This window comes from Collinsella aerofaciens (genome assembly GCF_015557435.1).
Classification (GTDB): Bacteria; Actinomycetota; Coriobacteriia; order Coriobacteriales; family Coriobacteriaceae; genus Collinsella; species Collinsella aerofaciens_Z.
On the sequence record NZ_JADNOH010000001.1, the window covers coordinates 19,847 to 46,727 of the forward strand.

Below are 26,881 nucleotides of genomic sequence, written 5' to 3' on the forward strand. Positions count from 1 at the left end.
TTCTGTCAATTATACCTAAGGGTACGGTGTCTTGAAGATGCGCGGCGACTTGAAGCTGGGAAAGACCCGGCCACCTTCGATTGCTGCATGTCCCGAAAGGGGTTAATCGGCGTGGTGCGTACTGCGAACTGTACATATCAATCGATTTCATTTTGGCTGCAATTAAATAGTGAATCATGTGACATAGTTTGATGGACTTAAATTGCCTTAGCCCCTCCGTCATGCGAGTTAAATGACTACGGTGGAGTAGAATTGTTTTAATTAGTGACTTTATGGCGGTGTGATATGGATCTATCAGGAATACTCTCGCAAGCAGGTTTTGCTTTCCAGATGAAAGTGTTTCTGAAGCAGGTGACAGAGTTAAACCCTAATACAGTTGCCAGCTATGAATATCTTGATGACATCTCAGCTTCTACCAGCCTTGACGAATTAAGCGGGCGGATTGGACTTTGTGAATCTCGGCTTATTCAGGTAAAAAACACCAATGTTGCTAAACGAGATGTTGTCCAAATTTATACGAACTGGATTCTTGCCGTTAGCAAGCACGAGTCGATTTCTTCCCTCTGGCTCCTTTATTCGGATGATAAAAGCCTTTCCGCACATTTTGATGCCATTACCGCCAATCAATTCATTGAGAGTCTTGCTGAAAGGGCTAAGAAGTTCAGTAGGTCAAATGCCGCGAAGCTAAAGGCCTCTTTAAATGATGACGACATTGTCAGACTCTTTTCTTGTGTCAAAGAGAAGGCGAGTGCTTACGCCATTAACGAGAATGCAATTAATGCTGAGATTAGGGATAATCTTTCAAGTATTTTTCACCTTACTTCGAACGTTGATTTATTTGATGAGCGAGTTGCTGAGTTGAGGAGAAGAATTCAGTTTAATGTGTCCGAAGCGATGCTAAAAGCAATTCCTTATAAAATCGACTATGAGTCATTTATGCAACTTTGCGAGCAGATATGCGCAAAAATTTCTTCAAAACGATTTGAGCCAGATTACTCAGCATGGATGGCTGCTGCTGATGGCGATTTGCTTGACGTCAGGGAGTCGTCGCGTGAATATCGACAACTGCACTCCTGTCGGGAAGATGCTTTATTTATTACGCAACATCTGTATTTCTGTGAATACTATCGCTCTATAAATTATGAGAGACTTGCAAAGTGTCAGGCTGACACTGTTGCTAGTTTGGAAAACGCTACATTTAATAACTTTTGCGATTCGTGTAACCTGCTAAAGCTTGATGGCAAAGACGAACCAATCCGACGGCTAATAGAAACTAAGCGCTGCCAAAATAGCTATGCGTATAACGATCATGAAAAATGGGGGTCATGCATTTGGCTTACGAGGGAAGAAACACCTACTGAGAAAAGAATTTCATGGAAAGACGAAACCAATGATTAGCTATTCAAATGATCTTTTTCTCCGCCAAAGAGCAATAGTAGACAGCATTTATGTTGACTATTTGCTTGCCATTCTTTCTTGCGCTGACAGCATGAGCGTTACTAAATTATTGGTTTTAACATTCTTGTCGAAATCAATCGAATCTCATGGAAACGAGCTGTTGAACGGTAGGTGCTCAAAAAATCTAATCGAGAGAGCTGCCTGCGCGGTTTCTGGTTCTTATAGCTCTTTCTTATATGAGCTTCAATATTCAGTTGAAGCCATCGAGATAGCCAATGTGGGCGGTCTCATTGCTATTGAAGATGCTTTTGTCCGCCTCACTAACGAGGGACGAACTCAGGGCTGCAGGGTGAATAATTCGTTTATCTCAAAATTGATAAGAGAAGTCGCTTCTCTAGACGATAAATATGTTCTGTCGGAGATGATTCGTAATGTTTAGCATTGAGTGCTTGGAACTAATCTCTTGTTCTGGGGAGTCGTTTAGATACTCCTTTTCGAGCGGAGTTAATTACATTCAGGGTCCTAATAGCTCTGGAAAAACCGAATTTTACAATTTTCTTGACTATATGCTCGGGGCTGAGAAGAAGAAACTATCCGAGTCGCCTTGGTTCAAGGGGTCGTTACAGGCGGCCAAGATGCAGATCTCTTTTAATGGTCATGGTTTTTCCTTGTATCGCGATTTGGCTGGCGATGAGTTTGGACTAGTAATAGATGGAATACCTTATAAGGTATCTGATCTCGCGGAATATAGAAATTACCTCAATACGCTGTTTCTGGAATCGGCGGATGACCCTACCAACCTCTCTGAATATGTCGGCCAAGAGCTGACATATAGGACGTTCACCTTATTTTCTTTTCTAAGCGAAGCTACGGTCGGCCGAATTAGTGGCTTTTTCAGCAAACTTCTTGAAACAAAATATCGAGTAAAACAGAGACCCTTATTTGATTATTTGTTTAGCATCAATCCGGATCGAATCGCGTTCCTTCAGCGCAAGATAACCGAACTTGGCAAGCGAGCTCGCGAGCTAGAATCTCAACGTGACTTTTTCAATCATTATTTAGACGCAGTTAATCAAGAGCTTGCAAAGCTCGGAATCGTCGAGCGTTTCGATGGCAGCAATGCTGCTGTCATATCTGAATTGATTGAGACGGCTGCTATCTCCATTAATCTTGATTCTTCTTCGAGCTTGATGGCAAACGATGTTGTTGAGGCGGATCAGCTAAGAAACGATATCAAGGCGCAGAAGCAAATGATTCGCGAGCTTAGGGGGACAAAGGCTCAGGACGAGAAACGGTATCGCCTTCTGGATAGGTTGAACTCATTGATTGCTGACGATGATTCTAGGGCTGATCTTTTGGGCCAAACTTGCAATCTGCTTGGTGAAATTGAAGCGTCGATACCCAGAAAAGACCTTGATTTTCAAAAGGAATTACTTGCTCGCAAAGTGAGCAGATTAACTCAACTTGAAGCTAAGTTAACGGCTGCAAACGTGGTGTTTAATCCATTAGACTTTAATGAAAAAAGCAAGGCTGTTTTGGTGTCAAATGAGTATTTATCCCAGTATTTGGCGCTCTACAAGCCCGATGATCTTGATGATATAAAAAAGGAGATTTCTCGTCTAAAAAAGGAGCTTCTAAACCTTAAGCATTCTGATGATGATATTTCTATCTATTCAATTTCTGATACCGTAACCGATCTGTACCACTCGGCTTCTCAGGTGTCCTCCTTTGTTGAATCTGATTTTAAGCAACTTGATTTTCATATCAAGTTTCAAAAGGAAGGAGTGGGGCTTCAACCCACCTTTTCCGAAGGGGACGATAGCGTTGACGTGTTTACTGGAAGTCGCGCTCGTCATACTTTGATGCAGATCTGCGGTTATCTCGCCTTCATGCGTTACTTACTTCAAAAGCGTAACGTTCCGTTTGTTCCCCTCCTTGCATTCGATCATGTCTCGTCGCCATTTGATGACGGAAGCTGTAGGGCGATAGGAGCGATAATCTCGAAGTTTTATTCGCTTGTGGATAAAAAAGAAGTACAGCTATTTTTGTTTGAGACTGAAGAGCCGGATGCTTTGGGCGTTGATGTAGATAAGTATATTTCTCTTGTTTCAAACGGAAGAACTGGTTTCAACCCATTCTACAAAGCTGACTAAAGTAATCTGTTTTCCGGTGGGGGTGTGAACGTGCCCGGAGTTAAGAATCAGCATTATGTGCCGCGTTTTTATCTCAAGTTGTTTACCAATGAATTGGGCTACCTCAGCGTTGTAAGGCGCGATAATATTGTATTGAAGCCCATCTTCCGATCGAAACCCTGGGCATTTGCCCACATGAGCACCGCTGCTCGAAAAGCTTCGGGTATAGTTTATTGTTTATACCTGCACCAAATAGATGGCTGCTAAAATATGAAACATAGCCGGTTCGAATTAGCGTTTGCGTATCGCAAACGGAAGTGCATTGTCTGCGCATTATATTCTGCTACGTGCCTATCAGGTGCGACTCTACGGAGGAACCGGCTAACAGCTTTAAGGATCTCCGATGCTCAATGGATTTCAGTCGAAAGCGGATCTGGCTGGGTTTCTTGACCTGTCCTTGGAAAAACTTGACCTCTTTGTAAATCCAACTTCCATGTATCAGCTATATAGAAGTAGATTGGTGCCAAAAAGATGCGGTGGCTATCGAGAGCTATTGATTCCAAGGTCTGATCTAAAAAAGGCTCAAAGAATTATCGCCTGTGAGCTTGAAAAAAGCTACAGCCCATTGCCTTGTGTGCACGGTTTCGTTAAAGGTCGGTCAATTAAAACAAATGCCGAAACTCATGTTGGCTCACAAGTAATTGTCGGCTTGGATATTAAGGATTTCTTTCCTTCAATTTCGTCAAAACGAGTATACGGCCTTCTTATTTCCAAGAGGCTGGGTCTAACCCCTGAGGTTGCATTCTGTATTTCGAGACTTGTTGCGACGCCGAAAGGGCTTCCCCAGGGCGCCCCCTCATCTCCTGTTATTTCGAACATGATTTGCCTCGGTATGGACAAGCAGCTCATGCATCTATTCCATGAGTATCATTACCAATATTCACGATATGCGGATGATCTTACGTTCTCATTTAGAAGTTCCTTCTTCTTTTACCGACACTTTTATTCAGGCGGAAAGCTCAGATTGCCTAATAAGCTACGAAACGCAATTACTAACTTCCATGGGATTGCGTCATTCGAGCTCAACGAAGATAAATCTTTTTATAGTTTCAGTTTTTCAAGACAGCTAGTCACGGGCGTTGTCTGCAATAAAAAGACGAATATAAAACGTGAACAATATCGTCGTCTTCGCTCAACGCTGCATCGACTAAGTGTCGGTGATTGTAATGGCGCAATGGGTTGCTATTACGGAAAATCCGTTGGCGAGATAACCGACGCAGAGATTAGAATGTTCGAACCATCTCTCCGGGGAAGTCTAGATTATTACAAGTCCCTTATTAAGGACCCATGGACATCGGGGCCACTCATGCGTTTGGGCAGTTTGTACAACAATTCAAAACCAGAAGACGCACCCGTTTTCCCAGTCGCACTTCATCAAGACTCGATTCTGTATCTTGAAGGAGTAGATTGCGAACAAAACCCATTTGAGGGACTGGGGTTTTACTTAACCGGCTACGGTCTTGTAACGGCATGGCATGTGATATGCGATGCCGTTTCCCGCGATATGGAAAGCGGGGAAATAAGAATTTTTAGCTCAAACAAGACACCGCTTGCTAGGTTTATATATAGCAACGACCTACTTCAGGAGAATAAACGCGATGCTGCGATACTAAAAGATGTACCCTCTGAAATGATAAAGAACACTCCTCAGCTTTCGCCAAATATTGATTTACCTACAAAGGGGGAGAAGATTACTGCCTACCAGCATCATTTTTCCGAATCTGGATTCAGCTTTGAACTTCACGGTGGGGAACTGCTCAGATTGGGAGACCCAAATGAAGAGGGTACGCTCTGTTATACGAATTGTTCATTTATGCACGGAATGAGTGGCGGGCCAGTGTTTAATGGTATCGGGCAGGTAATCGGCATAGTACATAGCGCGACCGAGCAGGGAAAACTGGGATCATTTCTTCCTTTAAGGGATTGCTTTCGTTCAACTGACGTTTATGGAAAGTGGATTATCTTCTAAAGAGATCATGTGCGGCTCTCTTAATCAGGCTGGCTCTCGTCCTTCTGCAGAACTCCGCGAGGTTGCATGCCTGCGGGTCGAACCCGCCGCCCTCCTCCGTGGCTGTGTTTCGTCAAGAGGAATTGAGCAAAAAGAGCATCGGAAATTGAGCAGCCTGAGCATCGGGAAGCGGGTAGTGTCGAGAAAGTTTGTGTAAGGGCCCTTGCGGCCCCTGTGTCCGATATCCGGAATCAGTTGATATCCTAGGCCGCCTCCACGCTGTCGGTAAGTTCCAGGCTGGATTCGATCATCTTCCTGGCCGTCTTCTCTAGCTCCGCCCAGTCGTGCTCGCCCGCGGCACCCATCCTGAACGCGGCGTCATGCATCTCGGCCATCTTCATCTCCGAGAAGCACCTCGATGTCGACCACGTCTCCGCCTGGTCGCACATGACGGCGCCCACGAGCCTGAGCAGCGAGCTCTCCGACGGGAAGACCTGCACCACGCGCGATTGGCGCTTTATCTCCCTCTTGGCGCGCTCCTGCACGTTGTTGGTGCGCAGGCGCTTCCAGTGCGACGGCGGGAAGTCCAGGTACGCGAGTGCGTCGGGCTCCGCCTCCTCGAGCATCCTCGCCGCCCTCGGGCAGCACCCCTCCAGCATCTCGCACGCCGCGTGGTACATAGCCACGGCGGTGGCGGCGTCCCCGGCGCGGAAGACCGACGAGACGATGCGGCCCACGCGGCGCCTCAGCTGCCAGGAGCCGGCCTCGCGCATGCAGTCGCGCATCAGGTGCACGGCGCATCGCTGCCAGGCCGCCCCCTGGAAGACCTCGCCTATGGTCCTGACCAGGCCCCCGTGGGCATCGGAGACGACGAGTTCGGTGCCGATCGCGCCGCGGTCGCGCAGCTTCCGCAGGAAACCGAGCCACGATTCTTAGGACTCCGTGTCCACCACGGATGAGGCGTATTTGTCCTGGCGTTATGTTCCGCGCTTATTGGGCTATGCGCAATACGGCGGCTTCAGTATGAGGCCGGCTTGCGCTTCTTCGGGATCCCACACTGACACCTTCCAAGTCCGATTTATGTCCGCGCCGGTATTTATGCTTTAAGCAAAGCGGCACGAGTGAACTTGCTACAAGCCTCATGCTGCAAGCACGTTAACCAATCGGTCGTGAAGGCGAGGTGAGTATGAAAGGTAGAAACCAGCACGTTACGAAGCGGGCGGATGGCAAATGGCAGGTTAAGGGTGAGGGGGCGCGTCGCGCTTCCTTTGTTACGACGACCCAGGGCGAAGCTATAAAGCGCGGTCGTCAAATTAGTTCTAATCAGCACTCTGAGCTAATCACCCATCGTCCCGATGGCAGAATCCGCGCAAAGGATTCCCATGGGCACGATCCCTTCCCGCCGAGAGGATAGGGGCTTGACGCCATTGTGGCTGCGGGCATGGATTGGCGTGTCCGCAGCCGCAAGCGCCTTCCGGAAGTATGCGGCAAATTCTGGAATCCCCGAGCACAACGGCTTTTCCACATATAGGATCCGCAGGTAGAAGCATTGCGGCATTCCGGAGCGCTCGGCACGCCAGGGATTTGCCGCATACTTCCGAGTTTTTGGCCTTGTGCCCTTTGTTCTAGATGCTGCAAACACTTGATTGATGCTATTTAAGGTCTATAATCAAATAAAAACTCTGAAATATCTTTTCAAAACAATGAAAGGAATTTTGAGGACGATGCTTTGCCAGTTTACCTTCAGGAACTATAGATCCTATCGCGACGAAACTGAGCTTTCCATGCAGGCAACATCGATGAGGGAGTTCGAGCGCTCCCTTATAGAGTGCCCTGACGGGCAGAGCTTCCTTCCGGTGGCTGCGGTTTACGGGCCTAACGCTGGCGGCAAGTCTAACCTGCTCGAGGCTCTTGACTATATTCGTTCGGCGGTGGCAAGGCCGATCAGATTGTTGTCTGCCAGCACTGATGCGCCAGAAGGTAACCGATCTTCAATACCCCGTTGCTCTGCGTTTGAGTTCGATGACGTGTCGGCTGCTAAGCCCACCGAGTTCGAGCTCTACTATCGCGCGGGTGAGCATGAGTACCGCTATGCCCTGTCCGTGCATGCGGACGAGATCGTGTCCGAAGGCCTTTGGCGACGAAAATTGGGAGCATCACGCACGGCGATGCTGTTCGAGCGTGAGGGCGCAGAGGTTGAACTCGGTCCCACGCTGAGTAAGCTCGTGACGGCTGCGAGATTCAACCCGAGGCTGCCGTACCTGTCGTTTCTCTGCATCAACTTTGACGTGCCGGTGGTCAAGGAGGCTGCCAGCTGGTTTCTTGACGGGGTGTTCCTGAACTATAACAGCTCCTATCTGGAGCAGATGCTCGAACAATTGCTCGATGAGGATGACTCACCCGAGGTCACGCGTTTTTTGCGCGCCGTTGATGTACGTATTGATGGCTTCAGAGTGGAGAGGGCGCCGGAGTGGCGCGGCCAGCGCGTCTTCGTGAGGCACGAGGTGGGCGGCAAGGCGTACGAGCTGCGTTTATCCGAGGAATCTGCCGGAACCCAGAAGCTCATGGGGTTGGCTGCGTATCTGATGACAGCGCTTGAGCGTGGTGGCACCGTTGTGGTAGACGAGCTCGACGCCAAACTGCACCCGAAGCTTCTTCGCTATGTGATTCTGCTGTTTAAGGATCCTGGGGTCAACAAGAGTGGCGCGCAGCTCATCTTCTCGTCCCAGGATGTGTCAACCATGCGAAACGATGTGTTCCGCCGTGACGAGATATGGTTCGCTGCGCGCGGCGAGGGGGAGGCGAGCCAACTGTGGTCTCTCGCCGACATCCACGAGGCAAACGGTAATCTGGTAAGCAAGAACGCGGCTTTCGACAAGCAATACCTTTCCGGTCGCTACGGCGCCGATCCGTATCTCACCCGCATCGAGGAGTGGGATTAGCATGGTGGCGAAGAAGTCGAAGGGCTGGCGTAGCGGCAAACGAGAGGGCCGCTCGCGCATGGTTCAGATGACGCGTCATCTTGTAGTGAGCGAGGGCAAGGAGACCGAGCCTCGCTACTTTGAGGGTGTGCGTGCGGCGTTGGGTGCGGCGAACGAGCGTAAGGTTGCCATTGTCGTTAAGGGGACCGGCAAACACACACTTGACCTACTTGACTTTGCCGTCGAACATTGCCGCTATGCGCCCGAGACATTCGACCATGTGTGGCTCGTGTATGACAAGGATGACTTTCCTGCGTCCGACTTTGACGCGATGGAGCGCAAATGCGACGAGCTCTCCGATGGTTCGAGGACCTTCCATGCGTTGTGGTCGAACCCCTGCTTCGAGCTGTGGCTGCTTCTGCACTTTCGCTACACGACCGCGCATATGTCCGCGTCCGACTGCCAGCATGCCCTCGCGCAGGAGATGTCGAAGAACTTGGGCATCGAGTACCGCAAGAACCTTGACGGGATGTTTTGGGCAGTGGATGATAGGCGAGGCGAAGCATTGCAGCGTGCTGGGCGCCTCGCCGCGTACCATAGGGAACTGGGTAACATTAAGCCATCTGCGCAAAACCCTTCAACTAAGATTGGCGAGATATTCGATGTGATTGGGCCGTATCTGGTTGGATAGTCGAGTTCGATCAGGCTTGCTAGAGCATGGGTCCACGAAAGAGGCTGCATGCAGGGTTGCTTTCTGCCTTGGATTGGATTGGCCTTTTGGGGCACGAATAGGATACTAGCGTGAATTAGCGGTATTGACGCAGCCAACCTACGGGCTTGCGTCCTGCGGAGAGGCGGCTGTTCTCTGGACGGCCGTCTCTCTCTTTGCGTCCATGATGAGAAGAATATTTCGCCAAGTTTGGCGGTCTCGATCGTGTGGTTTCGACTTGTGGTCGAGTTTGTAGGCAAACGGAGGATATCGACAAAAAAGAGTCAATTGCGGTGGGAGCCTTCGGGCGATACCTGAAGAGGGTGGATGTGTCGGCCCTCTTTTTTGGATGTAAGATTCGACCTGTCAAAACTTACATCTCAATTGGGTAAAGACGAAATTACGGGTGTTTTTCTGCCCGCATGTAATTTTACTGACGCGTGGTCGCTTGGCCTTAATTCGCGGCGGGTTTTCATGGCTCGCATGGACTTTGGTCACATTACTTTTCTCGTAATGGAGTATTTGATTAGACTCTCCTATCTCTTGCCGTAATATAATTACGGCAAGAGATAGGAGAGTCTAATGCTTAAGTGTTTTACTGTTGATGGCTATAGGAATTTTCCGAATCCGGTTACATTTAATTTTGCGGCTTCTCGTGATTACCAGTTTGCAGAAAATAACGTTAAAAACGGAACCGTGAAAACCGCGCTTTTGATCGGCAGAAATGCGTCTGGTAAATCAAATTTTGGTTCAGCTTTATTCGACATTACGCTCGGCTTTCCAAAGGCATTCGATTATCCTGACCAGGATGATCGTCTATTTTTGAATGCTGATTGCGGGCGAGGCACAGCACGGTTCACCTATGTCTTTGAATTTGACGGTCGCGAAATCAATTACAGCTATGAAAAGACTTCTCCCACTACTTGGTTTCACGAGAGCCTATCGATTGATGAGAGCCTCATTTTCGATTTCAATAACGCGCGCGGCGTTTTCGTAGAGAACCACCTTGAACGAATCGGTGCAGCTGGGATCAATTTTGAATTCTCCGATACTTCGCTGAGCCTTCTTTCTTATATAACGAGTAGCCTTCCAACCAATGTTTTAGGCATCTTGGCTGAATTACGCCGATTTGTCTCGCACATGAGGCTGATTCGCATGGAAGGATTTCGATTAAAGGGGTTTGAAACAAGAAAGGTGGTCGACAAAATCATACGCGAGAACAAAGTTGCGGAATTCGAGTCATTTATTCGCAATTTTGGAGTCGATGAGTCTCTGATCGTTATTAAAGAGTCCGACGGCTCGCCTGTTTTGTATTTCAATCATCCCATGCGATGCATCCCGTTTGTCGAGGCATGTTCTAGCGGTACAAGAACTCTGGTTAAGTTATTCTCTGAGCTTGAGCTTAACGAGTCTGCCAGCTTTTTGTTCATAGATGAGTTTGACGCTTTTTGTCACTTTGAGATGGCGGAGAGCCTTTTGAAGCTCTTTGCTTCCAAGGCATCTTGTCAGATACTGTGTTCCACTCACAACACTTCGCTTGTTAAGAATGGCGTTATGCGGCCTGACTGCGTATATCAAATCTCTGCAAAAAATGGCATTCGAACCTTGGCCGATTCCACCGATCGTGAGTTGAGGCTCGGCAACAACATTGAAAAGCTCCTCCGTGCCGGAGAGTTTGAGTAGTCATGAATAGAGCGTCTGAAAAGAACGTCCTGCTTATTGTTGAAGGGGCTAAGCGCGAGCCTCAGTTGATGGAGCGATTGTTTGAATCATTTGACCTTTCAGACAATTTTCAAATTGTTCCAGTCAAGATCAACGTTCACGATTTTCTAAATAAGCTCTTTCAAGAATACGGTTGCGATTTTGAGGCCGTTGATCTTAAGCCCTTTGTTGCTGAGCTTCTTTCGGACAAAGATGATGCGGCTCAGCTTCTCGAATCAAGCTTCACGGACACTCTGCTCATATTTGACTTAGATCCTCAGGACAATCGGCTCGATTTTAAACGGCTTGAGCTAATGCAAGACTATTACTGCGATAGCACTGATATGGGCCAGCTATATCTAAGCTATCCATCGGTTGAAGCGTATCGTGATTTCGATACCTTTGGATATTCGTCGCTAGATGACGCCCTCGTTCCTTCAGATGTGATTTTTGGTCAACGTTCGTACAAGGAGTGGGTTGCCAGAAGGGGAGATTCGCTTGCGGATATCGATCGCATTGATGGCTATACATTTGCCTGCATTGTTGCCGTTCATGCCCTGAGATCGCTTTGGTTAACTAATGAGCAGGTGACGCAAAATGCAAAAGAGTCTTTGGTCGATTTAGCCGGGACTGTGATGAACATTAATCATTCGGAGCTATTGCTCAATGAGATTGACCGTCTGAACAATGATTCATTTTGCGCCTGCTGCACCTGCTTATTCTTCATTGCAAATTGGCCTAAGCGGCTTTACGACATTTTGAACAAGGCGATTAAGAGGGGGTTGGGTATTCGTTTGTTCTAAAGAGTCTCCTTCGCCCTTTATTTTCGGAAGTGCGGGGAAAAATTGAAAACCGCCGAGCACAACCTGATTTTTTGCAACAAAACCGCAGGTCGCGGAAGCACAAAGCAGGGGTCTGGCCGGCTGATCTCGGCTTTACCCCGCACTTCCGAAATCGCCCGTCGGAAGTATGCGGCAAATTCTGGAACCACCGAGCACGCCGCCATTTTTGCGCAAAGAAACCGCAGGTAGACGCGTTGGCGCTACTCGGCATGGTCGGCCAGCTCTGATTTTGCCGCATACTTCCGGATTTGATGCCTTTTATCCTATTTTGGCGCGTTCGCACACTCTAAAGATGTTCTTAAATCGCCCTTAAAGATTTTGGACATATGCACAGGCAGCGTACAATACGCATGTTTGGCATGATTGAGATCTAAAGGGAGGGGAGCACGCGGTGGAAGTGCTGGTTGTTGGCAATACTTCGTATGTCGATGATGACTTTTGTGCCAAGGCGTTCCCTGGGGACCATGTTCAGGTTGTAGCTGCGAGCGATGCGCAGCGCGATGGGGCGTCGGCTCCCTCGTCTTGGAACGAGCTGCTGCAGCATCTGGACCAGGCCTACGAGTTCGATCGCGTGGTCTACCTTTCCACCTACCTTACGCCGCATACCGAGACCTTTGGCGACATCGAGCTGCTACGCTCGGTCTTTCGCGCCTGCATGGACCGCCAGATCCAGCTGCTGTTTGTGACGGGGCCGGCGGGCGCCGATGGCGACGTCGATGCCGCCGGCCAAACCGGCAAGGGCATCATTGCCCACGCGGCCAACGACCTGTGCCGCTACTATGCTGGCCGCGACGGCATCCAAGCCAAGATCTTGCGCGTGCCCTATCTGTACACCGCTTCGCCGGCCCTCGACGACCCGTTTTTGGTGCCGTTGTTCCAAGCTTGCTCGCACGGCTCGCTCGTGCTCAAGAACAGCGCGGATGCTTCACTCCAGGCCCTGTGCGCCGAGGAACTCGCCGTCTTGGTGAGCCGCATCTTCGATAGCTGGGACCCCGTGTTTGAGGAGCTCGGCGTTGCGGATAGCTTTGCGCACACAATGGGCAATCTGGGCGAGGCCCTAAAGCGGCTGTTCCCGGGGCTCCAGGTAACCTATGGCGACGACTCGGAAACCCCCGTGGTGCCGAGTGATACCGTTCGCATGCGCTACGGCTGGTTCCAGCGCTACGACGTTCTCACTGACCTTTCGACCATTCATGCCCGCTGGGAGCAGTCCCGCGCGGGCAGGCGCCATCCGCTGCGCCGTGCCATCGACCGCATGCGCGAGCACACGTTGCCCGTCATATGCGCGGAGACCGCGCTCGCCTGGGTGCTCTTTGAGTGCCTAGAGCGGGTGTTTTCCCAATCGGCGCAGCTTAACGTACTCGACTATCGCCTGCTGTATGTGGTGCTGATTGGCACGCTCTACGGGCTCGATTTTGGTCTGGTCGCGGCGCTGCTGGCCTCGATTGGCCTGGCTGCGAGCTACTTTACCCAGTATGGCTATACCTTCCAGGGCCTGTTCTACGAGCCCTCTAACTGGCTGCCGTTTATCGCCTACTTTGTGGTGGGCGCCGTGTGCGGCTATGTGCAGCTGCGCAACCGCGAGGCGCTCAAGGCCGAGCGCGCCGAGAACGAGCTCGTGCGTAACCGCAACGACTTTTTGGGCCGGCTCTACCACGACGCCATCGAGGATAAACAGGCATACAAGCGCCAGATCGTGGGTCGCCACGACAGCTTTGGCAAGATCTTTGCCGTGACGCAGGAGCTCGACGTGCTCAACCCGCGCGATATCTACCGCAAGTGCTGCGAGCTGCTCGGCGAGATTTTGGAAAACGACTCGGTGACGATCTACCACGTTTCGGGCGGGGCGTTTACCCGTTTGGTCGCCGCGAGCCCGGCAATTTCGGCCGATGCGCTGCGTTCGTTGGCGCTCGACGATCTTAAGGCCATGATGGAGGGCGTGGACCATTCGGGCCTGTGGGTGAACCGCAAGCTGGTGCCGGGTCTGCCCATGTTCGCCTACGTGATGGAGCGCGACGGGGTACCGGCAATCTTTGTCTTTGTGCGACGCGTGGCCGAGAGCCAAATGACTCTCTATTACCAAAACCTGTTCCGCATTTTGTGCGGTCTGGTGGAAAGCGCGTTGGGTCGCGCCTTCGATTACGAGGCCGTGGCGCAGGACAAACGCTGCATTGCGGGCTCGCGTGTGCTTAAACAGGATGCCTTCGGTCGCGAGCTTGCCGCCGAGCAGGCGCTTGCAGACAGCAAGATGGGAAGCTATTTGCTCTTGCGCGTGGTGCCGGGGATGGAGCCCGTCGGCGAGCTGGTCGGGGCGATTGGGTCGGCGATCCGCGAGAGCGACGCCGCGGGCCTGGTCGACGACACGCTTTATCTGCTCATGCGTCAGGCCACCGAGGCCGACCTGCCCGTCATTTGCAAGCGCATGGCCTCTAAGCAGATTATCATTGAGCATGTCGACGGCGAGGGCGTTGTGGCGCTGCTGCGGCAGATTGCTTCCGCCAGCACCGACGACGAGGGGGATGCCGCTTGATCTCGCTTGTTGTTGCCGTGCTCTTATTGATAATCCACGCGCTGGTGTGCCTGGTGCTCTGGACGCTCATGAAGTTGGGCCTGCTCCCGGTCCGCGGGCACATGCTTGCCGTAATAGTGCTCGTTCCGCTGTGGGGTCCCTTGCTGGTGCTGCTGCTCTGCGCGCGTAGCCGGACTTTTGGCGATGCGTCTTGTGCTGGCACGTTGGAATCGCTGCGCTTAAAGGACGACATGCGTCGCGGCGTGCAGGTTCAGCGCCGCGAGGCCGATGCCGGCGTGGTGCCGCTCGAGGAGGCGCTCATCGTCAATGACGCGGGCGACCGCCGGCGCCTTATGCTCTCCATGCTCACCGAGGACCCGGGTGCCTATCTGGCGCAGCTCCAGGCCGCTAAACTCAACGATGACGTTGAGGTCGCACACTATGCCGCGACGGCTGTGGCGCAGATCTCCAAGGAGTCCGACCTTAAGCTGCAGCAGCTGGAGCGGGCGTTTAAGGCCGATCCGAGCGCGCAAAACCTGGATGATTACTGCGACTACCTTGGCGACTATTTGGCCTCTGGCCTGGCTGAGGGCCGTGTGGCGCAGATCCAGCGTCAGCAGTATGCTCGCCTGCTCGCGCGTCGTTGCGAGCGCGAAGACGGGACGGCGCTGCGTGTTCGCTTCGCCACGGCGCTGGCCGATGCCGGCGAGTTGGACGAGGCCGAGGCCGTGACCACGCAGCTTGTGGCGAATGCGCCGGACGAACAGGAGGCCTGGATGCTCTGCCTGCGCCTTGCTGTGACGCGCCACGATGGCGAGGGCGTGCAGCAGGTGATTGACGCGATTGACAACCAGCATGTGTATTTGAGCGCCGACAACCGCGAGAAGTTGGCATTTTGGCGCGATGGGGAGGAGGCCCGATGAGCGTGGTGCAGCATGTCCGCGACCGTGCGGGCCATTTTCGCTGGATGGGGCTGCTCGTGGTGTGGGCGGTCTTTATCGCCATGGCCGCCGTGCTGCTGATCGAGCGCGCCGGCGTGCAGTATAGCGCCGGGCAGCACAAGCTGGGCATGCTTGCCGCTACCGATGCCATGCCCGCAAGCTCGGCGATCTTTGGCCAAAAGCCTACGTGTCTGGTCATTAGCGACTCGGACCAGGATGGCGTCGAGGACGTCAAGGACCAGTTTGACCAGATTCTGCTCGACATGAAGATCGCGCACCGTGATATCGATATTGCCACCGATGGCGCGGATGCGATTCCCTCGCTCGCGTCTTTTGACCGCGTGATCGTGCTGATGCCCTCGCTCGATGCGCTGGGCACGCACCTCACCGACCTTATGAGCTGGGTGAGCGCCGGCGGTTCGCTGATGCTGGGCATGACCCCGGAGAGCTCTGGTTACTTGCAGGCGATTGCGCCCAAGCTGGGTATCGATACCGTGGGGTATGAGTACACCACGGCCGAGAGCATCGTCCCAAGCAAGGACTTTATGATTGGCGGGGGCCAACGCTACGAGTTCTCGGATCCCTTTAAATCGTCGCTGCTGGTTTCGTTGCGCGAGACGGCGCATGTGTGGGCCAAAACCGGCGATACGGAGGCCCCGCTCATTTGGTCGAGCGATTGCGGCAGCGGTCGCACCGTAGTGTGCAACATTGGCATTTACAGCAAGGTCATGCGTGGCTTTTACGCTGCGGCGATTAGCTTGCTGGGCGGTGCTACGGCCTATCCGGTTATCAACAGCGCCGTGTTCTACTTGGACGACTTTCCGAGTCCCGTGCCCTCGGGCGACGGCACCTACATCAAGCGCGACTACGGCCTTTCCATTGCCGATTTTTACACCAGGGTGTGGTGGCCCGATCTGCAAAAGCTCGCGCAGAAGTACGACATTCGCTACACGGGCGTGATGATCGAGAACTACGAGGACGTTGTCAATCAGGTCGAGCCGGTGCGTCAGGCGGATACCACGCAGTTTCGCTACTTTGGCGGCATGTTGCTGCAAATGGGCGGTGAGTTGGGTTTCCATGGTTACAACCATCAGCCGCTTGCCCTCTCGGACACCGACTACGGCACGATGTACGACTATAAAACCTGGAAGAACAGGGAGACGCTCGTCGCAGCGCTCAACGAGCTCATCGCGTTCCAAGACGAGGTCCTGCCCAATGCACATGGCACGGTGTATGTGCCACCGTCGAATATCCTTTCGGCCCGCGCGCGCAAGATCATCGGCAAAGACGAGCCACGCATCAAAACCATCGCCAGCACGTATTTTGAGGATGGCACCGACCTGCCCTACGTGCAGGAGTTTGGCGTTGCCAGCGATGGCATCGTGGAGCAACCGCGCATTGTCTCGGGCGGCATGGTCGACGATACCTACATGCGTCTGGCTGCGGTGTCCGAGCTTAACATGCACTACGTGAGTACGCACTTTTTGCACCCCGACGACCTGCTGGATCCCGACCGCGGTGCCAAGGAGGGCTGGGAGGTCTACAAAGGAGGCCTGACCGACTACCTGGATTGGCTGACCACGTCGGCGCCCGACCTGCGTCATCAGACGGGCTCGGAGTGCTCGGGCGCCATCCAACGTTTTTCGTCCGTGACGGTGAGCGTGGATACGAGCGACGATGCCTGGACGCTCAGCCTGGGCAACTTCCACGACGAGGCATGGCTCATGTTCCGTGCCAATAACGGCGAGCCGGGCGCGGTGTCCGGTGGCGAGATAACGCATCTGACGGGCAACCTGTACCTGGTCAAAGCGACGGACAAAACGGTGACGATCGAGCGCAAGGAAGGTGGCGACCGATGAGAATCTGCTTGGTGCTCGAGGGTTGCTACCCCTATGTGCACGGCGGCGTATCTACCTGGATGCACGGCTACATCCAATCCATGCCCGAGCACGAGTTTGTGCTGTGGGTGATTGGCGCGCATGCTGGCGACCGCGGCAAGTTTGTCTACGAGCTGCCCGACAACGTCGTCGAGGTACACGAGGTATTTCTGGACGATGCCTTGCGTCTTACGGGCGAACAGCACGAAGCCGGCTTTAACGACCGCGAGCGCGAGGCGTTGCGCCGCCTGGTGTCGCTCTCCAACCCGGATTGGGATGTGCTGTTCGACATCTTTCATCACCGTCGCGTGCATCCGCTCTCGTTTTTGCAGAGCCGTACGTTTATGGACATCTTCCGCGACGTGTGCCTGGCCGAGTACCCCTACGTTCCGTTTGCCGACGCCTTCCACACCATGCGCTCCATGCTGCTGCCGGTGCTGTACCTGCTGGGCAGCGAGGTTCCCGTGGCCGATGTGTATCACGCGATCTCGACCGGCTACGGCGGCTTGCTTGCCTGTCTGGGAGCGAGCGTCCACAACGCTCCGGTGCTGCTGACCGAGCACGGCATCTACACGCGCGAGCGCGAGGAGGAGATCATTCGCGCCGACTGGGTGGTGCCGTCGTTTAAGGACCGCTGGATTCGCTTTTTCTACCTGCTTTCGGAGGAGATCTACCGCCGCGCCTTTCGCGTGACGAGCTTGTTTCATAACGCCCGCAAGACGCAGATCGATATGGGCTGCGATGCGGACAAATGCCTGGTCATCCCCAACGGCATTCAGTTCGACCGCTTTAAGGACATTCCCTTAAAGCCCGATGACGGCTGGGTGGACATTGGCGCGGTGGTGCGCCTGGCGCCCATCAAGGACGTCAAGACCATGATCTATGCCTTCTTTGAGCTGCACGAGCGCCTGCCCAAGGTGCGCCTGCACATTATGGGCGGCGTGGACGACGAGGAGTACGGCGCTGAGTGCCACGCGCTGGTCGATACCCTGGGCGTGCGCGACCTGATCTTTACCGGCCGCGTCAACGTGGTCGAGTACATGGAAAAGCTCGACTTTACCATTTTGACGAGCATCTCCGAGGGCCAGCCGCTCAGCGTGCTGGAGTCGCTTGCAGCGCGCCGTCCCTGCGTGACGACCGAGGTGGGCTGCTGTCGCGAGCTGCTCGAAGGCGCCCCGGGCGACGACTTTGGCGTGGCAGGTTTTGTGACGCCGCCCATGTATCGCAAGGGCTTGGCCGATGCCATGGAGCGCATGTGCACAAGCCGCACCCGCCGCATTGAGATGGGGGAGCGCGGCCAGCGTCGCGTTGCCACGTACTTTTTGCACGAGCAGATGCTCGCCAACTATCGCGAGCTGTACGACGAGACAGCGCGTGCGTTTGACCTGCCCAGAGAGGGGGAGTAGCCGGTGGCCGGAATCGGTTTTGAGCTCAAACGCCTGTTTAGGCGCAAGGGTCTGTTTGCCACGATGCGCGCCTATGGCTACGCCGGCATTGTGTGCACGGGCCCCATGCTGCTGGGCGTGCTACTCCAGGTGGGTATCTTGGTGCTGTGCGGTTTGTGGGGTGTGGGGCGCGCCAACCAGGATCTGCTGGTGTGCATGGTGACCTATACGCTGCTGGCATCACTTACGCTCACGAGTTTTTTCTCCATGCCGGTCACGCGCTTTTTGGCCGACATGCTCTTTGCCGAGCGCGAGGATGAGATCCTGCCTTCGTTTTGGGGATCTAATGCCATCATGCTCGTTGCGGGCATGGTGCTCTACGGCGTCTTTTTGCTGTTCTCGGGCGCCACGCTGCTGCAGGGGCTGCTGTGCCTGTGGCTGTTCAACATTATGATTGTCAACTGGAACGGCATGAGCTATCTCACGGCCATCAAGGATTATCGTGGCATTCTGTGCAGCTTTGCGGCCGCCATTGGCGTGGCGTGCCTGTGCGCCCTGGCAGCGCTGGCGCTGGGACTGCCGCCGGTCGAGGGCCTGTTGGCGTCAATCGGCCTAGGCTACGGCGTCATGCTCGCCTGGGATGTGGTACTGCTGTACCGGTATTTTCCACGGAGTGACCGGAGTCCCTGGCGTTTTTTGCGCTGGCTCGACCAATTTATGCCGCTTGCGCTTACGGGGCTGTTTACCAACTTGGGGCTTTTCGCACACCTGGTTATTATCTGGGCGGGCCCTATTGGCGTGCAGATCAAAGGCCTGTTTTACGGGGCTCCTTACCATGACGTTCCGGCACTCATTGCGTTTTTGACCACACTCGTCACGACCGTCAACTTTGTGGTGTCGGTCGAGGTCAATTTCTATCCGCGCTACCGTGACTACTACAGCCTGTTTAACGACGGCGGTGTGGTGGGCGATATTGTGGTGGCTGAGGAGGAGATGCTCTCCACGCTCAACAGCGAACTGCGCTTTTGCGCGCTCAAGCAGCTGTTTGTGACCGCGGCGGTCATTTCGCTCGAGACCACAGTGCTCTCGGCCCTGCCGCTGGGCTTTAACAACCTTATGCACGGGTATTTTCGCACGTTATGCGTAGGCTACGGCCTGTATGCCGTGGGCAACACGATTCTGCTTATCTTGCTGTACTTTACCGACTACAAGGGAGCCGTTCTGGCCTCGGGCCTGTTTGCCGGTGTGGCAGAGCTGGCGACCGCCGTGTCGTTGCTTTTGCCGCAGCAGTTTTACGGCTTTGGCTTTTTGTTGGGTGCGGTGGTGTTTTTTATCGTGGCCCTGCTGCGGCTCGATACCTATACCGCCAACTTGCCGTATCGTATCCTGAGCCAGCAGCCCATTGTGGCGACCGACAAAACGGGTCGCTTTACACAGCTGGGCCGCTTGCTCGACCGTGCCGAGCAGCGCTATGAGGAGTGCCGCCGCAAGGGCGTGCCGCACGGCGCGTTTCAGCGCGCAGTAGTTCGCGTGTATCGCAACCATTGGGGAGGTTCTGATGATCGATAAGTTGATGTCTCGCCGCTGTCTGATCGAGGCGGCTACCGGCGCGCTGCTGCTTTCGGGCTGCTCATCTCAGGACGAATCCTCGACAAATAAGGTAAAAAAGCAGGACAAGATTAAAAAGGCCGAGGCCTCCGACCAGTCCAAGCATCTGCGCGATAAGGACGAGCTGTACGAGGTCTACGACGACTCGGACATTGTGACCATGTACCTGACGGTCTCGCGCGGCAACAGCTCCGAGAACACCGACCACAGCTGGGCCGAGATCAACACGTACTCGGTGTATGACTATGCCGACATGGGCGTGACGCGCTATCAGGTTATGGGCCTGCTGCAGCCGGGCGACGAAGACGGCCCGGTGGCCGGCGAGGTTGGCTATGGCGAGGAAGCGCCCAATGCCACCGTGCAGGTGCGCGGCCAGACGTCGAGCTCCTACACGCAAAAGAATTACAAGGTGGAGCTCAAAAAAGGCAAGGGCACCTGGCGCCAACAGCGCGCGATTGCGCTCAACAAGCACATGGGCGAGGGTATGCGTTTTCGCAACAAGATGGCCTACGACCTTATCCGCGGGATTCCCCAGATGATGGGCCTGCGCACGCAGTTTGTGCATCTGTGGGTGTGCGACCAGACCGAAAAGTCCAACGATACCTTTGAGGACTACGGCCTGTATACGCAGGTGGAGCAGCTCAACAAGACGGCGCTTAAGGCACATGGCCTGGATAAGAGCGGGCACCTGTACAAGGTGAACAGCTTTGATTTCCATCGCTACGAGGACACCATTAAGCTTGCCGACGATCCCGACTACAACCAGGCAAGCTTTGAGGGCATGCTCGAGATTAAGGGCGATTCAGACCACACCAAGCTCATCGAGATGCTCGATGCGCTCAACGACGAATCGCACAAGATCGATGACGTGCTCGACACCTACTTTGATACCGAGAACCTGGTCTATTGGCTGGCGTTTCAGATTCTGACGGGCAACTGCGATACTCAGAACCGTAACTGCTATCTGTATAGCCCGCTCAACTCCAATACGTGGTACATCCTCGATTGGGATAACGACGGCATGCTGCGTAAGCTTGAGCTGAGCCTGAAGGGGTTCTCGGACTATGCGAGCTGGGAGCGCGGCGTAAGCAACTACTGGGGCAACGTGCTATTCAATCGTGCGCTGCGCAGTAAGGCGTTTCGCGGTGAGCTCGACCGCGCCGTCAAGGATCTGCGCTCGTATTTGACCGAGGCGCGCCTGGCCAAGATGATTAGACATTATCGCGAGGTTACCGAATCGCTGGTCTTTGCTTCGCCCGATATCGACCATCTGCCTGTCACCAAGGAACAATACGAGCAAATCGCCGCGGCGATTCCCTCCGAGATCGAGGAGAACTACAAGAGCTTTCGCGAGAGCTATAATAAGCCCATGCCGTTCTACATTGGCGTGCCACAGATCGATAACGGTAAGCTGCGCATTAACTGGGATGCGTCTTACGACTTTAAGGCGCGTGACATTCGCTATACCGTGGAGCTGGCGCGCGACTATGCCATAAGCGATGTGCTTTTTAAGGCCGAGGACGTGCTACTTCCCGAGGTGACCTGTGATGCGCCCGATGCCGGCCAGTATTTTGTGCGCGTGCGCGCCACCAACTCCGACGGCTATACGCAAGATGCGTTTGACTACTATGTGACCGACGACGGCAAGCACTACGGCATGAAGTGTTTTTACGTGCAGGACGGCGGTAAGGTCGTGGAGGATGCGTATGAGGAGGGCTAGCGCGCTGCTTGAGCGCTTGGCAGCTCCGCCTGTGCGTGCCACGCAGGAGCGTTACCGCCACGAGCTCAAATATCTCATTAACGAGGGCGAGCACGCCGCGCTTGCCTGTCGCATGGCGCCGGTGTTTAAACTGGACAAGCATGCGCGGGCGGGTGGTTACACCATTCGCAGCCTGTACTTTGACGACTACTGCAACTCGGCCTACGAGGAAAAAGACGCTGGTATTCTCATGCGCAAAAAGTATCGCGTGCGCATCTATAACGGCAGCGACAAGGTGATTAAGCTCGAGCGCAAAAAGAAGTACGGTAGCTGGATCTACAAGGAGGACGCGCCGCTCACGCGCGGCGAGTTTGAGCAGATCCTTGCTGGCGACTACGACTTTTTGCTGAGGAGCCCCTATCCGCTCTGTCGCGAGTTCTACATCGAGTGCATCTGCAATATGATGCGCCCGCGGACCATCGTGGACTACGAGCGCGAGCCGTGGGTGATGGACGAGGGTACCGTGCGCATTACCTTTGATAGCAACGTGTGTGCGGCGGTGGGGAGCTTTGACATCTTTGACGCGACGTTGCCCGCGTTGCCCGTGCTGGAGCCCGGCAAGCTGGTGATGGAGGTCAAGTTTACCGAGTTTTGTCCGCAGCTGGTGCGCGATATGGTGCCGCCAGGTGCGGCCGAACTCACGGCGGTCTCTAAGTACTGCCTGTGTTATGACAAGACCGCCTACCTGCGCGGTTTTAACTACTGGGAATCGGATTTTGGGAACCGAGGGGATATTTAGACCATGAGCACTAGGGACTTTTTTAAGAACTCCGTCTTGGAGGCGTTTGGTCAGGTCGACCCCGCCAAGATTGGCCTGTCGCTGCTCGTGGCGCTCGCCATGGGCATCCTGATCTACTACGTGTACAAGCGCTTTTTTACCGGCGTGGTCTATTCGCGCAGTTTTGCCGTGACGCTCGTGGGCATGTGCGTGCTCACCTGCATGGTCACGCTCGCGATCTCGACAAACGTGGTCATCTCGCTTGGTATGGTCGGTGCTCTGTCTATCGTCCGCTACCGTACGGCGGTCAAGGACCCGCTCGACCTGCTGTATCTGTTTTGGTCCATTACCACGGGCATTACGGCGGGAGCCGGTATGTATGCGCTCGTGGGGCTCACGGCTGTGGTGATCGTGGTGATGATCGCCAGTTTTGCGAGCCACCAGGACAAGGCGCGCATGTACATGATGGTCATCCACTACACGGGTCAGACCACCGGCGACGATATCGTGCGCGCGTTTGGGCGCACCAAGTTTTCCGTCAAGTCCAAGACCATGCGCGGTGACAAGGTCGAGATGGCCGTCGAGGTTTTCTCGGACGGTGTGGATATGCCCTATGCCGACGCCATCCGCGCACTCGATGGCGTGGAAGATCTAACGCTCATCCAGTACAACGGTGAATACCACGGCTAATTTTGTTCCGGCGTTCTAACGAACGCCGGACCGCTCGACGCTGCTTGCGCTGACGTTTTCTCGACCTGGGTGGGCTGGTCTTGGTTTGGTTTTATGTAAAGGATGGTGCCGCGTGGACGTGCAACAGCTAGAAGAGTCCTGGGCTGCAAGGGCCGGCGCGCGTGAGGCGCGTCTTGTTGCGGCCTCGCACGTGCCGGTGGCGCTGTCGCTGCTGGGGATTGTGCGTCCCAGCGATCGCCTGGTCGTGTTTGCCGATGACTTTGCCGATGCGTTTGCGCGCGGCTTTGATGCCTGCGACGTTGTGCTCGTGGGGGAGCCGTCGGTTGCGGCGTTTACCGCCGCGTCCGAGGGTTTTGCCACCGCGTTTGATGCCGAGGTGCCGCACCTGTGGTGGTTTGTGAATTCAATCGGCGGCTTTGGCCTGCGTGTTCCCGATTTGCGCGCGCTGGGTCGGGCGGCGCGTGAGGCTCATGCGCTGCTGGTTGTGGACAACACCGTGGCGTCGGCTTTTGGCTGCGATTCGCTGCGGCTGGGTGCCGCGCTGTCGCTCGAGGCACTCGACCGTGTGTGTGCCGGCGAAGCTCCGCGCAAGCTCGTCGCCGTCTCGGTGGCGCGCTCGCAGCTCAAGCGCCATCGTGTGGATGCAGCTGCCGAGTGCACGCATGCCCTGCTTGAGGGCTGCGGCTTGGCCAAGCTTGATTTGACTGCTGACGAGGCCGACGTGCTGGAGCGCGGTCTGGACTCGCTCGATGCTCGCATGCAGGCTCACTTCGACCGCGCACGTGCACTGGCCGAGTATCTGGCTGCCAACGAGATGGTGCGCAACGTGCGCTATCCAGGGCTGGGTTCGCATCCCGATCATGCGGTTGCAACGGGAATCCTCGAGCACGGCTTTGGCCCGGCAGTTGAGTTTGACCTTATCGAGCGAAGTGCGGGTGAGCTGTTCGACACATTGCCGGGGGAGTTCCGCACGTCGCCCGCCGGCGGCGCAACGACACGCCTTTCGGCCCCACGCGGCAAGCAGGGGGGAGCCATCCGCCTCTTCGCCGGCACCGACGACCCCCTAACCGTAGCCGGCGCCCTAGACAACGCCCTCCGCAACTAGCTATTTTGGGGCTTGTCTCGGGGTAGTCTTTTTGGGACGGGCTTTTTAGCTACTTTGGGACTGGGCCGTGGGGGACTGTGCCACGAAAGCGGCCTATCTACTACGTTTAACCCTTAGGGGGCGACCTTACCTGCCTTTTTTGAAAACTGGCAAGCTGTCTACCAGCGGTTTTGTTTTCAAGAAATCTGGGGTGGTCGAGGGTGTTCAACTAAACGTAGTAGATAGGCCCATTTTATGGCGCGCGTCTTAATTAGTTCGTGCGGCGGATCAATAATCAGACCAAATAGACTACTTTGCGTTGATGCTGGCTATGAGGGCGTCGGCTTTGGTGGCGATGACGATGTTGATGTCGGCCTGCAGCTCCTCGTAGACCACTATGGCTCGCTCGCCGGCGGGGGTGAGCGTGGATCCGCGGGCGCCGTCGCGCTCGATGAGCTTACAGCCTAGCTGGCCTTCCGCTTCGTTTACAATACGCCACGCTTTGGAATAGGCCATGCCCATGCTCTTGGCGGCGCGGTTGAGCGAGTGCTCGCGGGCAATACCCTGCAGCAGTAAGACGCAGCCGTGGCCGAACACGCCCGGCAGATCCTTGTCGCACGCTTGAATGACCAACTTTGCCGTCGTCTTGTACTCCATGTGCTCCACGTCTCCCCGCTAAAGTGTTTGCTGGGCAAACGCAAAGCCTGCGTCAAACCCTCGTGTGCTCTTCTTAAATCATGCATTGTAGCAGTCAAAGTGCGTTAAGATACTTCCCCAGTATTGGGCGCCCAAGGTTGGGCTGGGTCCTACGAGGCCTGCAGCCGACCGGTCGCATGGATAAAGGAGAAACATGGCTACGTTCTTTCCCGGTGAGTCCCACACGTTTTCGGAGTATCTGCTGGTCCCTGGTTACTCGTCCTCGCAGTGCATCCCCAACAACGTCTCTCTTAAGACGCCGCTAACCCGCTTCAAGCGCGGTGAGAAGCCGGCAATCACCCTGAACATCCCCATGGTTTCCGCCATCATGCAGTCCGTCTCGGGCGTCGACATGGGTGTCGCGCTCGCTACCGAGGGTGGCCTGTCCTTCATTTACGGTTCCCAGACCCCCGAGTCCGAGGCCGCTATGGTCAAGGCCGTCAAGGATCACAAGGCCGGCTTTGTTCAGTCCGATTCCACGCTGACCCCCGACATGACCATGGAGCAGGTCATCGAGCTCAAGGAGAAGACCGGTCACTCCACCATGCCGGTCACCGACGACGGCACTCCCAAGGGCAAGCTCCTGGGTATCGTCACCAGCCGTGACTATCGCCCCAGCCGCGATGACCACCAGAAGAAGGTCTCCGAGTTCATGACCCCGCGTGAGCAGCTCATCGTGGGCGACAAGAACATCAGCCTTAAGGTTGCCAACGACGTCATCTGGGACAACAAGCTCAACGCTCTGCCCATCGTCGACGACAACGATCACCTCATGGGCATCGTCTTCCGCAAGGACTACGACAGCCACAAGACCAACCCCAACGAGCTGCTCGATAACGACAAGCGCTACATGGTCGGCGCCGGTATCAATACCCGCGATTATGCCGAGCGCGTGCCGCTGCTCATCGAGGCTGGTGCCGATGTCCTGTGCATCGACTCTTCCGAGGGCTTCAGCGAATGGCAGAAGCGCACCATCGAGTGGATCCGCGCCAACTACGGCGAGGACGTCAAGGTCGGTGCCGGCAACGTCGTCGACGCTGAGGGCTTCCGCTTCCTGGCCGACTGCGGTGCCGACTTCATCAAGGTCGGTATCGGCGGCGGTTCCATCTGCATTACCCGTGAGACCAAGGGTATCGGCCGTGGCCAGGCCACCGCGCTGATTGACGTCTGCCGCGCTCGCGACGAGTACTACGAGGAGACCGGCGTCTACGTGCCCGTGTGCTCCGACGGCGGTATCGTCTACGACTACCACATGACGCTCGCCCTTGCCATGGGTGCCGACTTTATGATGCTGGGCCGTTACTTCGCCCGCTTTGACGAGAGCCCGACCGAGCGCGTCAACGTCAATGGTCAGTACATGAAGGAGTACTGGGGCGAGGGTTCTGCGCGTGCCCGCAACTGGCAGCGCTACGACCTGGGCGGCGCCGCGAAGCTCAGCTTCGTCGAGGGCGTCGACTCCTACGTTCCCTACGCCGGCTCCCTCAAGGACGGTGTGGGCGGCACGCTCTACAAGGTCAAGTCCACGATGTGCAACTGCGGCGCCCTCTCGATCCCCGAGCTCCAGGAAAAGGCACGCCTGACCCTGGTCAGCTCCACCTCCATCGTCGAAGGCGGAGCCCACGACGTTGTCGTAAAGGATTCTCAGCAGTCCGTGTCTTATCGATAGGCCTGCACTCATAATCGATCTTTCGCCGATTGGTGCCGCCCACTTGGTTGATTTCCGATCCCAGCCGAACACATTGAGCGAATAGGCCGTTCCCGCAGCTAGCCGAACGCCCCCGAGGCCCAATTCAGGTCCCGGGGGCGTCGTTTTCCCAGTTGAAGGAACGGTGGAGATGTGTTTCGATAGGTCCGGTGGCCATGCTCCGCCCGCCGCCCGGCACCTCTTCCCAGACTCAGCCGG

Annotated in this window: 20 protein-coding genes and 1 pseudogene; 19 read left to right on the forward strand and 2 right to left on the reverse strand. The window is 54.9% G+C overall.

All coding sequences use genetic code 11. From position 1 onward, the window contains the following. The first annotated feature begins 285 nt into the window (after positions 1-285). The 4 genes from I2G43_RS00105 (at position 286) to I2G43_RS00120 (ending at position 5,559) form a co-directional block, all read left to right on the forward strand. Positions 286-1,398, forward strand: a complete 1,113-nt coding sequence (locus I2G43_RS00105) for a hypothetical protein (protein ID WP_195534612.1) — start codon at positions 286-288, stop codon at positions 1,396-1,398. Beyond that, the gene (locus I2G43_RS00110; protein ID WP_195534613.1) at positions 1,391-1,837 is read left to right on the forward strand and encodes a hypothetical protein; all 447 of its coding nucleotides are present in this window, start codon (positions 1,391-1,393) and stop codon (positions 1,835-1,837) included. The genes I2G43_RS00105 and I2G43_RS00110 overlap by 8 nt, the downstream gene beginning before the upstream one ends. Beyond that, positions 1,830-3,551 (forward strand): hypothetical protein, encoded by a 1,722-nt coding sequence (locus I2G43_RS00115; RefSeq protein ID WP_195534614.1) that lies wholly within the window; start codon positions 1,830-1,832, stop codon positions 3,549-3,551. The genes I2G43_RS00110 and I2G43_RS00115 overlap by 8 nt, the downstream gene beginning before the upstream one ends. A gap of 382 nt (positions 3,552-3,933) precedes the next feature. After that, complete coding sequence (locus I2G43_RS00120; protein ID WP_195534615.1) at positions 3,934-5,559, forward strand: reverse transcriptase domain-containing protein; 1,626 nt, start codon at positions 3,934-3,936, stop codon at positions 5,557-5,559. A gap of 242 nt (positions 5,560-5,801) precedes the next feature. Here the strand turns inward: I2G43_RS00120 and I2G43_RS00125 are convergent. Continuing rightward, positions 5,802-6,491 (reverse strand): annotated as a pseudogene (locus tag I2G43_RS00125) (transposase); the annotation flags it as partial. A 233-nt stretch (positions 6,492-6,724) separates the two neighbouring features. Between I2G43_RS00125 and I2G43_RS10670 the strand changes: the two are divergent. The 14 genes from I2G43_RS10670 to I2G43_RS00195 all read left to right on the forward strand — a co-directional run bounded on the left by I2G43_RS10670 (position 6,725) and on the right by I2G43_RS00195 (position 24,303). Beyond that, a complete protein-coding gene (locus I2G43_RS10670) occupies positions 6,725-6,952 on the forward strand; it encodes a DUF2188 domain-containing protein (RefSeq protein ID WP_195534616.1) in 228 nt (75 codons plus the stop codon). Positions 6,953-7,337: 385 nt separating this feature from the next. Further along, positions 7,338-8,480 (forward strand): AAA family ATPase, encoded by a 1,143-nt coding sequence (locus tag I2G43_RS00135; protein WP_229071382.1) that lies wholly within the window; start codon positions 7,338-7,340, stop codon positions 8,478-8,480. 1 nt (position 8,481) lies between these two features. Beyond that, entirely contained in the window at positions 8,482-9,150 is a 669-nt protein-coding gene (locus I2G43_RS00140; protein WP_195534618.1) for an RloB family protein, read from the forward strand. Positions 9,151-9,750: 600 nt separating this feature from the next. Beyond that, positions 9,751-10,851 (forward strand): AAA family ATPase, encoded by a 1,101-nt coding sequence (locus I2G43_RS00145; RefSeq protein WP_195534619.1) that lies wholly within the window; start codon positions 9,751-9,753, stop codon positions 10,849-10,851. Positions 10,852-10,853: 2 nt separating this feature from the next. Further along, a complete protein-coding gene (locus I2G43_RS00150) occupies positions 10,854-11,672 on the forward strand; it encodes a hypothetical protein (protein ID WP_195534620.1) in 819 nt (272 codons plus the stop codon). A 430-nt stretch (positions 11,673-12,102) separates the two neighbouring features. Then, positions 12,103-14,241, forward strand: a complete 2,139-nt coding sequence (locus I2G43_RS00155; protein ID WP_195534621.1) for a DUF4118 domain-containing protein — start codon at positions 12,103-12,105, stop codon at positions 14,239-14,241. Continuing rightward, a complete protein-coding gene (locus tag I2G43_RS00160) occupies positions 14,238-15,143 on the forward strand; it encodes a hypothetical protein (RefSeq protein ID WP_195534622.1) in 906 nt (301 codons plus the stop codon). Before I2G43_RS00155 ends, I2G43_RS00160 begins: the two co-directional genes overlap by 4 nt. After that, on the forward strand, positions 15,140-17,020 hold the full coding sequence (locus I2G43_RS00165; protein ID WP_195534623.1) for a DUF2194 domain-containing protein: 1,881 nt from the start codon (positions 15,140-15,142) through the stop codon (positions 17,018-17,020). The genes I2G43_RS00160 and I2G43_RS00165 overlap by 4 nt, the downstream gene beginning before the upstream one ends. Continuing rightward, on the forward strand, positions 17,017-18,444 hold the full coding sequence (gene pelF / locus I2G43_RS00170) for a GT4 family glycosyltransferase PelF (RefSeq protein ID WP_195534624.1): 1,428 nt from the start codon (positions 17,017-17,019) through the stop codon (positions 18,442-18,444). The genes I2G43_RS00165 and pelF overlap by 4 nt, the downstream gene beginning before the upstream one ends. A 3-nt stretch (positions 18,445-18,447) precedes the next feature. Continuing rightward, positions 18,448-19,992: an exopolysaccharide Pel transporter PelG gene (gene pelG, locus I2G43_RS00175; RefSeq protein ID WP_195534625.1), complete on the forward strand. Its 1,545-nt coding sequence runs from the start codon at positions 18,448-18,450 to the stop codon at positions 19,990-19,992. Next, positions 19,982-21,751, forward strand: coding sequence for a CotH kinase family protein (locus I2G43_RS00180; protein ID WP_195534626.1), 1,770 nt, complete (start codon positions 19,982-19,984; stop codon positions 21,749-21,751). Before pelG ends, I2G43_RS00180 begins: the two co-directional genes overlap by 11 nt. Beyond that, positions 21,738-22,529 (forward strand): polyphosphate polymerase domain-containing protein, encoded by a 792-nt coding sequence (locus I2G43_RS00185; RefSeq protein WP_195534627.1) that lies wholly within the window; start codon positions 21,738-21,740, stop codon positions 22,527-22,529. The genes I2G43_RS00180 and I2G43_RS00185 overlap by 14 nt, the downstream gene beginning before the upstream one ends. A 3-nt stretch (positions 22,530-22,532) precedes the next feature. Next, positions 22,533-23,198: a DUF4956 domain-containing protein gene (locus I2G43_RS00190; RefSeq protein WP_195534628.1), complete on the forward strand. Its 666-nt coding sequence runs from the start codon at positions 22,533-22,535 to the stop codon at positions 23,196-23,198. A 112-nt stretch (positions 23,199-23,310) separates the two neighbouring features. After that, the gene (locus tag I2G43_RS00195) at positions 23,311-24,303 is read left to right on the forward strand and encodes a PLP-dependent transferase (protein WP_195534629.1); all 993 of its coding nucleotides are present in this window, start codon (positions 23,311-23,313) and stop codon (positions 24,301-24,303) included. A 288-nt stretch (positions 24,304-24,591) separates the two neighbouring features. Here the strand turns inward: I2G43_RS00195 and I2G43_RS00200 are convergent, their stop codons facing one another. Further along, positions 24,592-24,939, reverse strand: coding sequence for a winged helix-turn-helix domain-containing protein (locus I2G43_RS00200; RefSeq protein ID WP_195534630.1), 348 nt, complete (start codon positions 24,937-24,939; stop codon positions 24,592-24,594). 193 nt (positions 24,940-25,132) lie between these two features. Here I2G43_RS00200 and I2G43_RS00205 point away from each other — a divergent pair, with 193 nt between their 5' ends. Beyond that, positions 25,133-26,644 (forward strand): IMP dehydrogenase, encoded by a 1,512-nt coding sequence (locus I2G43_RS00205; protein ID WP_089571691.1) that lies wholly within the window; start codon positions 25,133-25,135, stop codon positions 26,642-26,644. The last annotated feature ends 237 nt before the right edge of the window (positions 26,645-26,881 follow it).

Excerpts from the sequence above, each read along its gene's own strand:
- I2G43_RS00105 (WP_195534612.1), top strand. The coding sequence starts at position 286 with ATGGATCTATCAGGAATACTCTCGCAAGCAGGTTTTGCTTTCCAGATG.
- I2G43_RS00110 (WP_195534613.1), top strand. The coding sequence starts at position 1,391 with ATGATTAGCTATTCAAATGATCTTTTTCTCCGCCAAAGAGCAATAGTA.
- I2G43_RS00115 (WP_195534614.1), top strand. The coding sequence starts at position 1,830 with ATGTTTAGCATTGAGTGCTTGGAACTAATCTCTTGTTCTGGGGAGTCG.
- I2G43_RS00120 (WP_195534615.1), top strand. The coding sequence starts at position 3,934 with ATGCTCAATGGATTTCAGTCGAAAGCGGATCTGGCTGGGTTTCTTGAC.
- I2G43_RS10670 (WP_195534616.1), top strand. The coding sequence starts at position 6,725 with ATGAAAGGTAGAAACCAGCACGTTACGAAGCGGGCGGATGGCAAATGG.
- I2G43_RS00135 (WP_229071382.1), top strand. The coding sequence starts at position 7,338 with ATGAGGGAGTTCGAGCGCTCCCTTATAGAGTGCCCTGACGGGCAGAGC.
- I2G43_RS00140 (WP_195534618.1), top strand. The coding sequence starts at position 8,482 with ATGGTGGCGAAGAAGTCGAAGGGCTGGCGTAGCGGCAAACGAGAGGGC.
- I2G43_RS00145 (WP_195534619.1), top strand. The coding sequence starts at position 9,751 with ATGCTTAAGTGTTTTACTGTTGATGGCTATAGGAATTTTCCGAATCCG.
- I2G43_RS00150 (WP_195534620.1), top strand. The coding sequence starts at position 10,854 with ATGAATAGAGCGTCTGAAAAGAACGTCCTGCTTATTGTTGAAGGGGCT.
- I2G43_RS00165 (WP_195534623.1), top strand. The coding sequence starts at position 15,140 with ATGAGCGTGGTGCAGCATGTCCGCGACCGTGCGGGCCATTTTCGCTGG.
- pelF (WP_195534624.1), top strand. The coding sequence starts at position 17,017 with ATGAGAATCTGCTTGGTGCTCGAGGGTTGCTACCCCTATGTGCACGGC.
- I2G43_RS00180 (WP_195534626.1), top strand. The coding sequence starts at position 19,982 with ATGATCGATAAGTTGATGTCTCGCCGCTGTCTGATCGAGGCGGCTACC.
- I2G43_RS00185 (WP_195534627.1), top strand. The coding sequence starts at position 21,738 with ATGAGGAGGGCTAGCGCGCTGCTTGAGCGCTTGGCAGCTCCGCCTGTG.
- I2G43_RS00190 (WP_195534628.1), top strand. The coding sequence starts at position 22,533 with ATGAGCACTAGGGACTTTTTTAAGAACTCCGTCTTGGAGGCGTTTGGT.
- I2G43_RS00200 (WP_195534630.1), bottom strand. The coding sequence starts at position 24,939 with ATGGAGTACAAGACGACGGCAAAGTTGGTCATTCAAGCGTGCGACAAG.
- I2G43_RS00205 (WP_089571691.1), top strand. The coding sequence starts at position 25,133 with ATGGCTACGTTCTTTCCCGGTGAGTCCCACACGTTTTCGGAGTATCTG.